Here is a 15,069-nt window from a genome sequence, read left to right on the forward strand (position 1 = left end):
TCTCACCTCCTATAACGTTGTAATTTGCACGATTGTGTACACCGATAAAATAATAATTCCAATCAAAAAGAATACAAATTTCTTTTGAAAATACGCAAATAGCATTAACGTATTTTTCATATCAAGCATAGGTCCAAATACAAGAAATGCGAGAAGTGCTTTTACAGAGAAAACATGTCCAAAAGATGCCGCTATAAATGCATCGGCTGCTGAGCAAATTGATAAAACATAACCCAATCCCATCATAATTATTGGGGAAATCACTTCATTATGCGCCACTGTATCAAGTACATTTCGATCAAAAAATGTTTGAGATACACTCGCAAAAAAAGCACCAATCAACAAATATTTACCCGTATCAAAAAACTCATCTACAGTGTGATTCACAACATTCCCCCAGCCTTTTTTTTCTTTTTTTTGAGCCGAATCCTCTATATCTTTTAAAATATTTTTCCCGCGATAGAAATAATACACAATTAGCCCTACTAATAACGCCACACAAATTGTTATCCCAAAGCGTGCATATACAACTACATCATTTTTTTGAAATGCATATACAGTAGATAAAAGAACAATCGGATTCATAATAGGTGCACTCAATAAAATTACAATTCCTACATGAAGAGGGAGTCCTTTTTGAATAAGTCTTCTTACGATTGGAATAATGACACATTCACACATCGGAAAAATGATTCCGACAAATACCGCTGGAATCATTGCAACAATCTGTGATTTCGGCATTACTTTTTGAATCATATCTTCCGTCACAAACACTTGAATGAGAGAAGAAACAATTACCCCTAATAAAATAAAAGGTATTGCTTCAAATATAATACTTAAGAACACCGTATTCACATTCAACCATTCTTTTGGCATACTTTTATGCAAATTTGCTAAACTTGTAAAATCTACGAAAAATAATAAAAAAAGAAAAATAGCAATAAGGGCTATTCCTATTAATTCTTTTGAAGCTCTATTAAAAACCAATATGATCCCCTCACTTTATTCATATTAGACCGTATACTTGTCCAAATTCCCTACACTACTACAGCACAAATTTGATAGTTTATTCTATTCTTAAATCGTAATCATTATGATTTATTATTGATTTTTTCTTTTTTATCATTTAATATAAAACGTAATCATTACGATTTAAAGGAGTGATCATTTTATGAAAAAAGTACCTATCACTGTATTAAGTGGTTTTCTAGGAGCTGGAAAAACCACTCTACTACATCATATTTTGGCTAATAAGAGCAACTTAAAAGTGGCTGTTATCGTTAATGATATGAGTGAACTAAACATTGATGCGTCGCTTATAAAAAAAGGTGGGTTTTCACGTACGGAAGAGAAATTAGTAGAAATTCAAAATGGTTGTATCTGCTGTACACTACGAGAAGATTTAATGATAGAAGTGAGTCGGCTTGTTGAAAACGATGATATTGACTATATAGTTATTGAATCTTCAGGTATAAGTGAGCCGATTCCAGTTGCCCAAACATTTACTTATACTGACGAAGTACTTCATATCGATTTAACGAAAAATTGTCGCCTCGATACGATGGTTACAGTTGTAGATGCAAATAAATTTTGGGATGACTTTGCAGATGGTGAAAGTTTATTAGACCGTAAACAGGCTATCGATGAAAATGATACTCGAGAAGTTATTGATTTACTAATTGACCAAATTGAATTTGCGAATGTCATTATTCTCAATAAAATTGATTTAATAGTAAAAGAAGATAGGATAGAACTTCATCATTTATTACAAAAATTAAATCCCGGTGCAAAAATTATTGAAGCTTCATTTAGCAACGTACCATTGCAAGAAATTTTAAATACAAATTTATTCAATTATGAGGAAGCCAGTCAATCGGCGGGCTGGATGCGAGAACTAAATAGTGAACATCATACACCCGAAACTGAAGAATATAGTATCAATTCCTTTGTGTACCGTCGTAAATCCCCTTTCCATCCTGAGCGCCTTATGAATTGGCTAAAAAAATGGCCTGTAGATGTTGTAAGAGCGAAAGGCTTTTTCTGGCTCGCATCTCGCAATAATATGATAGGGCTTCTATCTCAAGCGGGTTCCTCTATTACAATTCAAGGAGCCGGTGAATGGATAGCGGCATTACCTGACACTGAAAGAAATCAAATTATTTCAGAAGAACCCGAAGTATTGAAAAACTGGGACGAGCGATATGGAGATCGAATAACTGAGCTCGTATTTATCGGTATTGATATGAATCGTTCTGTGATTGAACAATCATTAGATGATTGTCTATTAACAGAAAAGGAAATGGAACAAAACTGGAATACATTTGTTGACCCTATTCCGGCTTTTACTTACACTTCATAATCTAAAATAAAAAGGCTTCCGTCAACAGAAGCCTTTTTATTTTATCGTTCTCTTAATTAACAAACTTTCTTTAATTTAAATAACAACTTTACATTAAGAAAGAAATTTCAGTTTATTTTTTATACACTACGTGATATATTGCATATTGTATCCAATATATTTTTTTGGAAGGAGACTATATACATTATGGATCCAAATCGTTTAAAAGGAATCATTATGGTTGTAATTGGTGCTTGTTTATGGGGTTTGTCCGGAACAGCTGCACAACAACTTTTTCAATATGAGCAAGTTTCTACTGAATGGTTAGTTACAATTCGATTGCTTATATCGGGTGTTATCTTACTCTTTATTTCATCATTTGGAACGAACAAAAAAGAAATATTCGGCATATGGAAACAAAGATCTGATGCTACTAAAATGATATTGTTTGGCCTATTCGGTATGCTTGCTGTACAGTACACGTACTTTGCTTCTATTAATGAAGGAAATGCCGCCGTCGCAACATTATTGCAATATTTAGCACCTATATTTATTACTGTATACTTACTTTTCAAATGGAACGTTCGTCCATCAAAAATTGATTTCATTTCAATTGCCCTTTCATTAGTAGGCACTTTTCTCTTACTAACAAACGGGTCGGTTCATAACTTAGCTGTTTCTACACCAGCTATTATTTGGGGTATTTTATCTGGATTATCTCTTGCTTTTTATAGTTTATATTCAAAGGGATTACTAGAAAGATGGTCTTCCTCTGTTATCGTTGGATGGGGCATGATTATTGGAGGTATTGGTGTAACGATTGTACACTTTATTTCTACGAAAGAATTCATTTTATTATCAACTATGAAGTATGTAAAACTAAGTACCCTACCGCTCATCACATTTGTCGTCATTTTCGGGACACTTATTGCATTTTATTTATACTTAGACAGCATACGATACTTGACACCGAAAGAAACGACATTATTCGGTTGTACTGAACCACTTGCAGCTATTATTTCTTCCGTACTTATATTACATGTACCGTTTCAATCTTTTCAGTTATTAGGGGCTTTTTGTGTCATTGTAATGGTGCTCATCTTAAGCCAAAAACCGGATGAAGGGAAACCAAAATTAAAGCTTGTTCATGAGAAAAAGGAAAATATACAATGAAAGGATTGAATTCACTATGCCTATCCCTCAAAATTATAAAAAACAAGGAAGAGTTTCGGCGAAATCACTCGTTTTAAATCAACTACAAGATTGGATTATTGAAGGTGTACTGAAGCCTAATGAAAAAGTTAATGATGGGGAATTGGCTGAAGCACTAGGAGTAAGCAGAACACCTGTAAGAGAAGCACTACAAATATTAGAGCTTTCTGGATTGGTGGAAATGGTACCTGGGCAAAAAACAAAAATTGCTCCTATTAAGTTAGACGACATCCCTATCATTTATGAAACGATGGCTGGTCTGCACTCTATTATAGGAAAGCAAGCACTTCAAAACATTACAGCCGCTGATCTGAAACTACTTTCTGAAATAAATGATGATTTTCAGCGCTCTATAGAGAAGAAAAACGCAAAACAAGCTTTACAACTAGATATACAATTTCACAATACAATTTCTTCTATTGCTAAAAACCAATATATTGAACCCTTTCTAGACAATATGCAACTTCACGTTTTACGCCTTGAATATTTGTTTTTCCAAAATTTTGTTCCAGCAAGACAATCTATTGAAGAACATAACACTATCATTCAAGCACTTCATAAGCAGGACGAAAAACAACTGGAACAAATGATGTCTCAAAACTGGCTCCGTCCAATGAAAGAAATACAGAAAATAATTTCTATGAAATAAGAATAGAGCTGGTTACAGAAAATCGTAACCAGCTCACCTTTTACTAATCTATATAGCTATGCCTGAATATCTGCATAATCTTCCATATCTTCGTACTCTTTTTCCAATTCCTCTAAAGACAGCTCGTATAATTGTCGATCGCGAATTTTAAACACACCTGCTCCAATTAACTCATCGATTAAATGCCTCTTACGATTTTCAACAGCAAAACGGAGTTGACTACTCATCTTTTAAAAAACTCCTTTCTACGATCATTGAAAATGATAATCTCTATCAATTACCACTTTTGATTATAAAAGATGACTCTTTATAAGTAAAGTAATTTCATGAAATATTTACCTTGCAAAGTATTTGTGGCCACATTATATATATGTATGCCGTGCGAAAAATGTTATGACACATTTTCTTATCCTTTTTCTTTCATACTTTGCAAGTTGTCTCACTATGATTAAATTCACCATCTATCTCTACTTGAATGGTGACATGTTCTACATGAAACTTCTCTTTTAATACGTCCGTAGCCTCTTTTAGTACACTTTGCGTTCCATTTCCTTTAATAATCAAATGGCAAGTTGATACTTGAAAATCAGATGTGACAGACCATATATGCAAATCATGAACTTCTTTTACAACCGTAATATTTAATAATGTACTTTTTACCTCTTCAACATTTATGTGCTGCGGTGCACCTTCCATTAATATATGGACCGTATCACGTGTTACACGCCATCCACTAATAATGACTAAAATAGACACAAGAATACTAGCAATCGCATCTGCAGCAGTCCATCCGAAAAATTTAATACATAGCGCTGCAATAATTGCTCCGACTGATCCTAATAGATCACCTAATACGTGTAAGAAAGCACTTCTTAAATTCAAATTACCTTTCACATCTCCGCCTCTCATTAATATCCAAGCTGATAAAATATTAATAAGCAGACCAAGTACAGCAATAATGAGCATCCCATTACTAGCAATCTCAACCGGTTCTGTAAAACGGCGAATTGCTTCAATAAAAATGTATACTGAAATGACTATAAGAACGACGCCGTTGCATAATGCTGCTAACATTTCGACTCTCTTATACCCGTATGTTTTCGCAGCTGTTGCTGTTTTTTCTCCAAGCTTAAACGCAAGTAAACTTAACGCTAACGATACCGCATCACTTAACATATGCCCCGCGTCAGATAGGAGTGCTAAACTATTTGTTACGAATCCCCCAATTACTTCAGCAATCATAAAACTTGTCGTTAATACGAAAGCAATTAGCAACGCCTTTTTATTGTTAGAATGACCGTGATCATGTGAATGTCCCATACGAATACTCCTTTAAGTGCAATATCTGTATGTTAGTATGAAACAAATTCCCCTACTTTATCCCGAATTAACGCTCATAAACGTCCGCTTCCTCTATCTATACACTTCGCTTTTTTTCAAGCAAGTCCTTTTTCTCAACAAAAAATAAGACTACTTCTTTTTCAGCTTCATATTGTTTATTAATGAAAGAAATTTGAAGGAGGTTATGGAATTGAAACGACTATTTCTCTGTATGGAACGTGAACTTATTGTTGTAAAAGAACGATACGGTAACTATGAAATCTCATATCACTTACAAAATATGCAGCCTACTTGTATCGCAGTTGATCCATTCCAAAAGAATCGCGTATATTGCGGAACATTTGGACGAGGTTTATGGTTAAGCGACGATGGTGGTGATTCGTGGAGACCGATTGGAGATTCATATCGTTACTTTGATTTCCCTAAAGAAGATGGTATTTTACATTCTTCTATTACTTCTATAACGATAAGCTCAAATGAACAAGTTAACGGATATGGCGTCGTTTATGTCGGCACAGAACCGAGCGCTTTATTCCGTTCGGAAAATGGCGGTGAAACGTGGACGGAACTAAAAAATATGAAATCATTATTATCTTCTTATACGTGGGCTTTCCCGCCTAGACCTTTTACTCATCACGTGCGCTGGATTACAGTTGATCCAAACAATCCTAATACAATCCACGTTTCAATCGAAGCTGGTGCTGTTATTCAAAGTAATGATAAAGGGCATACATGGATGGATAAAAAATTCGGTGCTCCTATCGATGCTCATCAATTGCTTATGCACCCTGACGCTCCAAATCGCCTTTATGCATCATGTGGTGACGGATTTATGGGCGGACCTGATCGTGCATACCTTGAAAGCTATAACAGTGGAAATAGCTGGATATCATGCAGCGAAGGGCTTGAACACCATTATTTATACAGCATGGCTATTGATCCGGCTGATTGCGATACAATTCTCATTTCTGCCGCACCAAGTGCTGACCTCGCTCATCACCGTATTCCTTATGAATCTTATATTTATCGTAAAACGAAAGATACTCCTTTCGAGCAAGTACAGCAAGGTCTACCATCTGCAATCGGTACAGTCATTTCGATGTTTGCGACAAACCCAGCAGAACCACATACATTTTACACTTTAAATAACAATGGCTTGTTTCAATCCAATGATAGCGGCGAATCGTGGGATCAACTAAATATTCCTTGGAAAGATGAGTATAAAACGCAACATCCGCATGCTTTACTCGTAACTAGTTCTTAACGAAAAGCGACTGCCTAATGGTTTTAGGCAGTCGCTCTTCTATTTCTTTAAATCAATTACGATATCATCTAGAACAATATCTTTACTCTTCGCTTCTTTTTTCGGAACTTCAATTTTCTTCTCTTTTCCATTCACATACTCCACTCCACCATGATTTTCAGGTGTATGAACTCGCAAGTGTACGCGAGGTGTCACGATAAGCTTTGTTGCATTTTCGTTTAGTTTTTGGAATGTGGAACTCCATCGAATATTGTAAGGATCGTTGCCACTTCCTCCATTTCCTTCACCCGAATAATTATTCCCTAAATCATCCTTAACCGTCAATTCAACATCTACACTATCCCATTCTTTCCTCGCATTCTTAGAAACTTCTTGATTGTAATAAAGAATAAATGAAACTGGCGATATTGCGACTTTTTCCATATTTACTTTTATACCTTCTTTTTCCGAACTCCCACCAATTGTTCTCTCTTTACTATCTACTGATTTTACAATTAACGCGAAATTCCAATTACCTTGTATTGATTTTTTCCTATCTGGCATCTCTATTCCCTCTATATTCCATCTAAAGTTTACTTTATCCTTTTTATTACTATCATGGTGCGTCGTTGTTACCATACCTACATACTTTTTTTCAGTAACTTTAGTCATTTTTCCACTTCCTGAACTACCATGAGCGTCCATTATATCCAATCCGCCTAATATGATAGGATCATCCCCTAAGTCCTGCTCACTTTCCAGTGAATACGTTATAGATACTGTTCTGCCATCAGAAATTACATCATTAATTGTAATCTTAACCCCATTACTCTCCCTCGTCATATTCAATTCAGTCGAAAACTCTTTATAATTTTCATACAGACCTGTTCTACCATTATCTAAAAATCGGAATATATCACCTACAATTGGCAATCCCCCGGCATATGTAGGAAATCCGATACCAAGCGTTGCAACTGATAATCCTACTAAAATAGATGCAGCAGCAACACCTTTTTTCCAATTTCCCATCTTTTTCTTCGTACGTATCGATTGTTTTACATTGCGCTTCACTTTTTCTTTTTCAATTTCAGAAGCCTCAATTTCCTCAAGTTCTTTTTCATCTATATCAATATCATTTAATAATTCATAAATGTCTTTCATATGGCTCTACCTCCAAAACTAATATTCGTAGCATTTTGTTGTAGTTTCTTTTTCCCACGGTACACACGATTATCGATCGCTGCCCGAGTTAATCCTAACTTGTCTCCTATTTCTTCTGTTTTCATGCCGAGAAGATATTTCATAATGAACACTTTTTGATCTAGCGGTTCTAATTGATTAATAAGCTTTAATAATTCTTCCCTATCTTCCATAACGATTAATTCATCTTCAGCTGACTTTTCCGTACTAATATGAAACTCATCTGAAATAATTTCTACTTTTCTAGTTGCTTTTCGGTAATAATCAATCGCTTTAAATTTCGCAATCGCCGCAATCCATTTTTTAAAGTCACTTGGCTCCCCATGAAATTTATTTGCGTTATTCCAAATGGAAAGAAATATATCATTTACACATTCCTCTATTAATCCATCATTTTGAACAGGAAGAAGAACTTTGTGTGTGATCCCTTTTATAAGTGGTAAGTATGTATCGACAACGAACTCTAGCGCATCTTCTTTTTGCCGTTGTAATCTTTTTATAAAATTTTTCTCATTTGATTTCATGTAGCGAGTCCCCTTATTTTTTTGTAAAAGCTTTTACACCCTATATAACGTCTTACAAAAAATTTTCTCTCATCTTTTTTATTTTTTGTATGTTATGGAATACTTTCCCTAAGCCATTGTCTCACATAACTACGCATTCAAAGAAAATTTTCTCAAGTCTGCAATTTAATTCATGTAGTACACTATTTATATAGTCATTCTTTAACTTAGTGTATATTTTATTTCGTTAATCTACTATTTTAAATTAGGAGATGAGATGTGTATGTGTGGAATTACAGGTTGGGTAGATTGGAAGAAAGATCTTTCAAATGAACATGTTATTTTGGAAAAGATGGCAAATCGTATTCAACATCGTGGTCCTGATGCTGAAGGATTTTGGTTTTCACCTCGTGCTGCCTTTGCACACCGACGTTTAATTGTTATTGATCCAGAAGGCGGGACGCAGCCGAAGACATTTCGTGCTGGTGATTATACGTATGCTCTTACTTATAATGGAGAAATTTATAATTTCCGTGAGCTTAGAGAACAACTTAGGATATGTGGTCATGCATTTGAAACGCATTCAGATACAGAAGTATTACTACATGCTTATTTAGAATGGAAAGAAGATTGCGTGCAACATTTAAACGGAATTTTCGCTTTCGCTTTATGGGATGATCAGAAGCAACAACTGTTTTTAGCACGTGATCATTTAGGCGTAAAGCCACTCTTTTATACAGAAAGAAATGACAGTATTATTTTCGGATCTGAAATTAAAGCATTATTAGCGCATCCATCTGTCCCCGCTGAAATTGATGCGGATGGTATAAATGAAATATTTGGATTAGGCTTATTTCGAACTCCAGGATGTGGCGTCTTTAAACATATTCAAGAAGTACGTGCCGGACATTCTATAACATTTACACGTGATAAAAAAGTAGTTCAAAAGTATTGGAATTTAGAAAGTAAAGTTCATACAGACAGTACTGAAGATACATCATCACATATTTTATCTATTTTACAAGATACAGTAAAAAGACAATTAATTGCCGATGTTCCTCTCGTCTGTATGTTATCAGGGGGATTAGATTCTAGCGGTATTACTGCACTAGCGGGGAAAGAATTTGCTGCTGAAAATAAAACACTTCATACGTATTCCGTTGACTTTGTAAATAGCGCAAAAGATTTCGAGCTGACATTTGCTCGCACTGGTTTAGACGCTCCTTGGGTTAAACGCGTTTCCGAACATGTAGGGACATCTCATCATGACATTATTTTGAATGCTGAAGAATTAGCAAATCACTTATTCGTTCCCCTCCGTGCAAAAGATTTACCGAGTGCTGGTGAAATGGAAACTTCACTATATTTACTATTTTGCGAAATGAAAAAAGATGCAACTGTAGCTTTATCTGGAGAATCTGCTGATGAAGTATTCGGGGGATATCCTTGGTTTCACCAAGAAGAATTACTGTATGTAGATAAGTTTCCGTGGCTCACAAATTGGAAAAATACATCTCCTCTTCTACTAAATGAAGTAAATAACGAATGTAACTTAGAAAACTATATTGATACACGATTCCAAGAAGCGATACTTGAAGTACCTACTCTTGAAGGTGAAAGTAAAAAATCCGCGAAGCAACGTCAAATGTTTTATTTATTTTTAACGAGATTTCTTCCGTTCTTACTTGACCGGAAAGACCGTATGAGTATGGCTGTAGGATTTGAAGTTCGCGTACCATTTTGCGATTATCGATTAGTTGAATATTTATGGAACGTTCCTTTCAACATAAAAAGCATTGATAATATTGAAAAAGGCATTTTACGTAGAGCACTACAACCTGCTTTACCCGACGATGTACGTAATAGAAGAAAAAGCGCTTATCCAACTTCACAAGACCCACATTATCTGCAAACAATCCGTCATTTATCACTCGACATGTGCAGCAATAAAAACAATCCTATTTTCTCACTTATTAATCATTCCATATTACTTGCCATTGCCGATCAAAGTAATAAAGACATTAACAATTTTGAAGCAAGAAGTGCTATGGAATACATGCTTCAAGTAAATGAATGGTTGAAAACATATCAAATCCATATTGCTTAACAAAAAGGAGTTCAAGGATAAAAACCTTGAACTCCTTTTATGTTAATTAGCGCATCTTTTATTTTCAGTATCAATGGACCATCCAATAATAGTGGCACAATCTCTACCTTTCCACTGTAGTACATTTGTTAATACTGGCTCAATCTGTAAGCTATTTCCGTCGTGCAATATTTCTACTAAAGATTGATCATCATCAAACCTTCGTTTATCACACTCTAAAATACCGTCCGTTGCCATTACAATGTGATTCATTCCTTTTTCTAATCCTCTTACACCTGACGTAAAGCAAGGTGTATTTGCTGCGAAAATATTTTTTCTACCAATATATTCGTAATTTTTCCGTTTATTTAATCGCCCTTTACTATTCTTCGTTTTCTCAGAATGGAATAAATATGCGAAACAATCACCAACTGATAGCCAATATAAAAATTCGCCTTTTCGTAAACAAATTAAGCATGCAAGTTCCTCATCATCTTGATCACATTTTTCAATAAACAACTCATCTGTAAATAACGCTAATAAGTACATATGTGTATGATGAAAAGCTAAATGTATCGGGTAGGAAAATAACTCTTTTAATTTCTCTTTTCTTTCTGAAATTGCTTCTATTATATAATTTATATTTTTTGTTTTGTGGTGTGTATCAAAAATCATAACAAATTCAAATTGTAATTCAGGATCCCACCAAGCAAGCACCGCATCTCCTCGTTCATATGCATCACTTTCTTGATTTCCCCCATATACGCCGACTGAAAGAGGACCACATTTTTCAACATGTATTTCATCTACATACATCTGTTCATGACTCATCCATTTGAATGTATTCACAGCTATCATCCTCTCTCTTGCTAAATGTATACCTTTACACATAGATTACCTTATATTTCAATAAAAATAAACTTTTTCAACATTTTTTATCCAAATAAAAGGATTTTACTTCTACCCTCACGAATATATCTTACTATACGATATAAAAACAGGGGGATTTATCATTATGAAAGACATCAATCAGCATTGGGAGAGCATTTATTATCATTTACGATATGAGTATGAGGACAACCTTTCTCACCAAGCCATTCGTATTCTACAACTCATTTCTCGTGAGAAAGATATAACAATTGGAAAAGTGGCTACTGAGCTTAGTCTATCCCATAACACAGCGTCTGAACACGTAAAGCGCCTTATTCAAAAAGGATTTATCATGAAAGAAAGAAACAAACAAGATGAAAGAGTTGTGAACCTTACATTAACGAAAGAAGGCATTGAAGTATTAGAAAAGCATATTTTACTAGATAAAGAAAAGATAAAAATATTAGAATCTCAGTTATCAAAAGAAGAACAACAATTAATCGAAAAAGCCCTTTCGTTATTAGCGAAGGAGGCAAAATATGCATTTCCTCGTTAAAGTAATTGTTTCCGCACTTATTATCGGCGTTATCACTGAAGTCGCCAAATATTATAGTACGATAGGCGGCTTTATTGCTGCCCTTCCACTCATTAGTTTACTAAGCCTATTTTGGATTTCTTTCGAAGGTGGTAACAAACAAGAATTAAGTCAATTTGCTTTAGGGGTATTATATGGATTCCCTGCATCCGCACTACTATTATTTATCGTCTATATTGGTTTGAAAAATTCATTTACACTTAGTACATCTGTCCTACTCGGTATAGGTGTTTGGTGTATCGTTTTTGTTTGTCAAAAATTATTTCAAGCTTAGGAGGAATTAACATTCATAAATTTGTAGAAATAATGGGGCAAAATATAGAAGTATATATAAAAGGAAGTGGTAAACAAACTGTAGTCATTCAAACCGGAATGACTTGCTCATTTTATGATTGGCTTCCTATTATAAAAAAGCTTTCACAGCACTTTACAGTCGTTTCATACCATCGCCCAGGTTACGGAAAAAGCGAACTAGGAAATCATTTACGTACTACAAAACAAGTAACAAAAGAACTTCATATGTTACTACAAAAACTAGATATTCACGACCCAATCATTCTAATCGGTCATTCCTACGGAGGCCTATGCGCACAACATTTTGCGATGTTACATGAAGATATGCTGCGAGCACTTATTTTAGTTGATTCTACTTCTATGAACTTACACCGACTAGATGAACTTTATTTACCAATTTCTGATCAAACAGATTCTGATGATATATGGCTTCAAAAATATAATACATATTCAAGAATGGATGTACACATGCTTTATAATGAACTAAAACCTATACTCGCTAACCAATCAAGACAGTACATTAAATTTTCTACCTCTCCTCTATTATATAAAGCGACAGCTTCCGAACTATGTGAGTGGAAAAATTGTGCTCGCTCAATAAAAGAGCTATATAAAACATTAGAAACACCTTTAATCGTTATCGGTAGAGACCCTCAATTTTCTATTACCCAGTTGATTGAAAGCGGCATGCCAAAAGAGGAAGCAACACAACTTGAATCAATGTGGCAAGAACTGATTCATGACCAATTACAACTCTCCGTACTTAGCCAATATATACTTGCCGAACATGCTGGTCACGGAATCGAAAATGATCGACCTGATATTATTATTGAAGCAATTCAATCTCTATCAATAAAAAAAGGAAGCAACTAAAGCTGCTTCCTTACTTATCTATTCATAATCTTCTTCATCATCGATTTCTTCGTAATACGCATTCCCATTACTTACATAAATAGGACCGTTCGCAACATCAATACGTAATACCCATGCCCATGGCACAGCTAAACGCTTATGTATTGCTCGCCAAAAACTCATTGATTTTCTTTCGTACTCCTGGAACTCCTGAAGTAACTCTTTATAGGAGGAACCGTCTAACTGAATATTTGCTTCTAACAAACGAGAATGGGCATAGTACTGCAGCTCTAGTTCAGCAGCAATTTCCATTTCTTCTTCCGTTGCCATACCAATAATTGTTCCATCTGCTGGTACAATTTCATATACGTTGTGAACTTCAATAAGCCCTTCTTTCTCTTTCTCAAACATGTAAACAGCCTCCTTTAACATATAATTTTTATGTTACAAAGTCATACTTCTACAATAACTTCTCTCTTTCCTCTTTTTTTGATAAACTTTTACAAATTATTTATCTGATAATCTGTAAACGGTATTCTTTCAGCTAAACTGAAACGATTATTATCAAAAGTTAATTTATACACATCAGGCATATAAAGGGTTTTCCAGAACTGAAAATCATATTTCGAATCAAAATAATTCATTAGTAATACCATAATATTTCCATGCGTACCTATTACAATATTCTTACCTTTATATTTTCTTAATATACTTTGCATACATATTACAGCGCGCCTTTGTGCTACATCATTTGATTCTCCGCCTTCGTATGCATAATTCCAATCTCCCCACACTTTCTCCATAGCACCATTAAAATCCTGTACCGGCTCTGTACTTAATAATCTTTCACGTAAATCTTCTTCTATTTGTACCGATATATTATATGTATTCGCAATTCCTTGTACAGTTTGAATTGCCCTTTTGTACGGGCTAGAGATTACAACATCTATATGTTTATCTTTTAATAAGCGTGTTACATTCTTTGCATCTAAGTGCCCTATTTCAGATAAAGGCCGTTCCCGTTCTTCTTTTGTATATGTAGAATGGGCATGGCGAACGAAATATATTGTGGTCATTTATTCATCCCCCTTTTCTGTTTCTATCCAAATTCAATACATTACCATCAAATCCCTTTACCTTTATAATAAGTGCTTTCAAATTTAAATGTTGATTTTCATATTAATAAAAGGGAAACACCCCATATGGTGTTTCCCTCATTTAAAATAGACTACATTCAATTAAATACTTTATCAATTTTATTTCTGTCGTATTCTAATATCCAATCACTATATGTATGATAAATATCTCTAATTGTATTAGGAGACGTAGCTAATACATCGCAACCTCTATCATCATAAACGTGAAATATAGTATTCTTGTTAATATTTATGAAATACACCCTATGAAAAATACGCGGTTTTATTCCCATATCTTGATTACAAATTGCTTTTAGCATAGGAATGTATTTCAAGTCTGAAACTTTACATTTCAAAGTATATCTATGCGTTTTATATACCCCGTCTTCATCGTCTTCTGGAAAAATATAAGGAATTGTATTTTTCTGTAACTTAAACAAATCGGACTTCTCTTTTACATACTTAGAAAAGATATTCAATTTGTGTTTGAAAGTTTCACCGTCTGCATAGTCATTTACATCCACTACGATATAAATATCATCTTCTGTTGCATGTAAAGACTGAAATAAAGTAATCGCTCTATTATAAACGCCTTCTAAATATGGGCAGTTTTCATAAATGTTATTGCAATCATAGTTCACACCTAATCTAAAGCGAATACCAATATCCCCATTATAAAATAGAGGTGGTCTAAGTTCTAAATTTGGAAACGTTTCAAGCATATACTCATTCAACCTCATCTCAACACCT

General features: G+C 34.4%; 17 protein-coding genes. 8 read left to right on the forward strand and 9 right to left on the reverse strand.

Annotated features, from left to right (window positions below; translation table 11 throughout):
• Positions 1–9 precede the first annotated feature (9 nt).
• Positions 10–987, reverse strand: coding sequence for a permease (locus AC3WTI_RS09375; protein WP_087958257.1), 978 nt, complete (start codon positions 985–987; stop codon positions 10–12).
• Positions 988–1,171: 184 nt separating this feature from the next.
• Between AC3WTI_RS09375 and AC3WTI_RS09380 the strand changes: the two genes are divergently transcribed.
• From AC3WTI_RS09380 to AC3WTI_RS09390, 3 genes are all read left to right on the forward strand, one after another.
• Entirely contained in the window at positions 1,172–2,359 is a 1,188-nt protein-coding gene (locus AC3WTI_RS09380; protein WP_087958256.1) for a GTP-binding protein, read from the forward strand.
• A gap of 186 nt (positions 2,360–2,545) precedes the next feature.
• Complete coding sequence (locus AC3WTI_RS09385) at positions 2,546–3,511, forward strand: DMT family transporter (protein WP_142286642.1); 966 nt, start codon at positions 2,546–2,548, stop codon at positions 3,509–3,511.
• Positions 3,512–3,527: 16 nt separating this feature from the next.
• On the forward strand, positions 3,528–4,199 hold the full coding sequence (locus AC3WTI_RS09390; protein ID WP_087958308.1) for a GntR family transcriptional regulator: 672 nt from the start codon (positions 3,528–3,530) through the stop codon (positions 4,197–4,199).
• Between the two features lie 56 nt (positions 4,200–4,255).
• Here the strand turns inward: AC3WTI_RS09390 and fbpA are convergent, their stop codons facing one another.
• Together fbpA and AC3WTI_RS09400 are read right to left on the reverse strand one after the other, a co-directional pair.
• Positions 4,256–4,426, reverse strand: a complete 171-nt coding sequence (fbpA, locus tag AC3WTI_RS09395; RefSeq protein ID WP_000098301.1) for a Fur-regulated basic protein FbpA — start codon at positions 4,424–4,426, stop codon at positions 4,256–4,258.
• A gap of 193 nt (positions 4,427–4,619) precedes the next feature.
• Positions 4,620–5,519 carry a cation diffusion facilitator family transporter gene (locus tag AC3WTI_RS09400; protein ID WP_087958255.1) on the reverse strand — a complete coding sequence of 300 codons (900 nt, stop codon included), beginning with the start codon at positions 5,517–5,519 and terminating at the stop codon, positions 4,620–4,622.
• 211 nt (positions 5,520–5,730) lie between these two features.
• On the opposite strand from AC3WTI_RS09400, the gene AC3WTI_RS09405 reads away from it, so the two are divergent.
• Positions 5,731–6,804 carry a WD40/YVTN/BNR-like repeat-containing protein gene (locus AC3WTI_RS09405; RefSeq protein WP_097841976.1) on the forward strand — a complete coding sequence of 358 codons (1,074 nt, stop codon included), beginning with the start codon at positions 5,731–5,733 and terminating at the stop codon, positions 6,802–6,804.
• A gap of 39 nt (positions 6,805–6,843) precedes the next feature.
• Here AC3WTI_RS09405 and AC3WTI_RS09410 read toward each other — a convergent pair whose 3' ends face one another.
• The gene (locus AC3WTI_RS09410) at positions 6,844–7,944 is read right to left on the reverse strand and encodes a DUF4179 domain-containing protein (protein ID WP_097841975.1); all 1,101 of its coding nucleotides are present in this window, start codon (positions 7,942–7,944) and stop codon (positions 6,844–6,846) included.
• Positions 7,941–8,507: a sigma-70 family RNA polymerase sigma factor gene (locus AC3WTI_RS09415; RefSeq protein ID WP_253621536.1), complete on the reverse strand. Its 567-nt coding sequence runs from the start codon at positions 8,505–8,507 to the stop codon at positions 7,941–7,943. Before AC3WTI_RS09415 ends, AC3WTI_RS09410 begins: the two co-directional genes overlap by 4 nt.
• 262 nt (positions 8,508–8,769) lie before the next feature.
• Here AC3WTI_RS09415 and asnB point away from each other — a divergent pair, with 262 nt between their 5' ends.
• Complete coding sequence (asnB, locus tag AC3WTI_RS09420; RefSeq protein WP_087958252.1) at positions 8,770–10,593, forward strand: asparagine synthase (glutamine-hydrolyzing); 1,824 nt, start codon at positions 8,770–8,772, stop codon at positions 10,591–10,593.
• A 42-nt stretch (positions 10,594–10,635) separates the two neighbouring features.
• Here the strand turns inward: asnB and AC3WTI_RS09425 are convergent, their stop codons facing one another.
• On the reverse strand, positions 10,636–11,463 hold the full coding sequence (locus AC3WTI_RS09425) for a PP2C family serine/threonine-protein phosphatase (protein ID WP_087958251.1): 828 nt from the start codon (positions 11,461–11,463) through the stop codon (positions 10,636–10,638).
• Positions 11,464–11,587: 124 nt separating this feature from the next.
• Here AC3WTI_RS09425 and AC3WTI_RS09430 point away from each other — a divergent pair, with 124 nt between their 5' ends.
• The 3 genes from AC3WTI_RS09430 to AC3WTI_RS09440 are packed head-to-tail and all read left to right on the forward strand — an operon-like array spanning position 11,588 to position 13,204.
• Positions 11,588–11,998, forward strand: coding sequence for a MarR family winged helix-turn-helix transcriptional regulator (locus AC3WTI_RS09430; protein WP_097841973.1), 411 nt, complete (start codon positions 11,588–11,590; stop codon positions 11,996–11,998).
• Positions 11,982–12,311, forward strand: coding sequence for a DUF3147 family protein (locus tag AC3WTI_RS09435; protein ID WP_087958249.1), 330 nt, complete (start codon positions 11,982–11,984; stop codon positions 12,309–12,311). Before AC3WTI_RS09430 ends, AC3WTI_RS09435 begins: the two co-directional genes overlap by 17 nt.
• A complete protein-coding gene (locus AC3WTI_RS09440; RefSeq protein WP_142305928.1) occupies positions 12,272–13,204 on the forward strand; it encodes an alpha/beta fold hydrolase in 933 nt (310 codons plus the stop codon). The genes AC3WTI_RS09435 and AC3WTI_RS09440 overlap by 40 nt, the downstream gene beginning before the upstream one ends.
• Before the next feature lie 18 nt (positions 13,205–13,222).
• On the opposite strand, the gene AC3WTI_RS09445 is transcribed toward AC3WTI_RS09440, so the two are convergent.
• The 3 genes from AC3WTI_RS09445 to AC3WTI_RS09455 all read right to left on the reverse strand — a co-directional run bounded on the left by AC3WTI_RS09445 (position 13,223) and on the right by AC3WTI_RS09455 (position 15,059).
• On the reverse strand, positions 13,223–13,594 hold the full coding sequence (locus tag AC3WTI_RS09445) for a hypothetical protein (RefSeq protein WP_253621535.1): 372 nt from the start codon (positions 13,592–13,594) through the stop codon (positions 13,223–13,225).
• 89 nt (positions 13,595–13,683) lie between these two features.
• Positions 13,684–14,259 carry a histidine phosphatase family protein gene (locus AC3WTI_RS09450; protein ID WP_097841971.1) on the reverse strand — a complete coding sequence of 192 codons (576 nt, stop codon included), beginning with the start codon at positions 14,257–14,259 and terminating at the stop codon, positions 13,684–13,686.
• Between the two features lie 158 nt (positions 14,260–14,417).
• Positions 14,418–15,059: a DUF3885 domain-containing protein gene (locus AC3WTI_RS09455; RefSeq protein WP_087958246.1), complete on the reverse strand. Its 642-nt coding sequence runs from the start codon at positions 15,057–15,059 to the stop codon at positions 14,418–14,420.
• Between the last annotated feature and the right edge of the window lie 10 nt (positions 15,060–15,069).

It is taken from the genome of Bacillus sp. EB106-02-03-XG38, assembly GCF_058792175.1.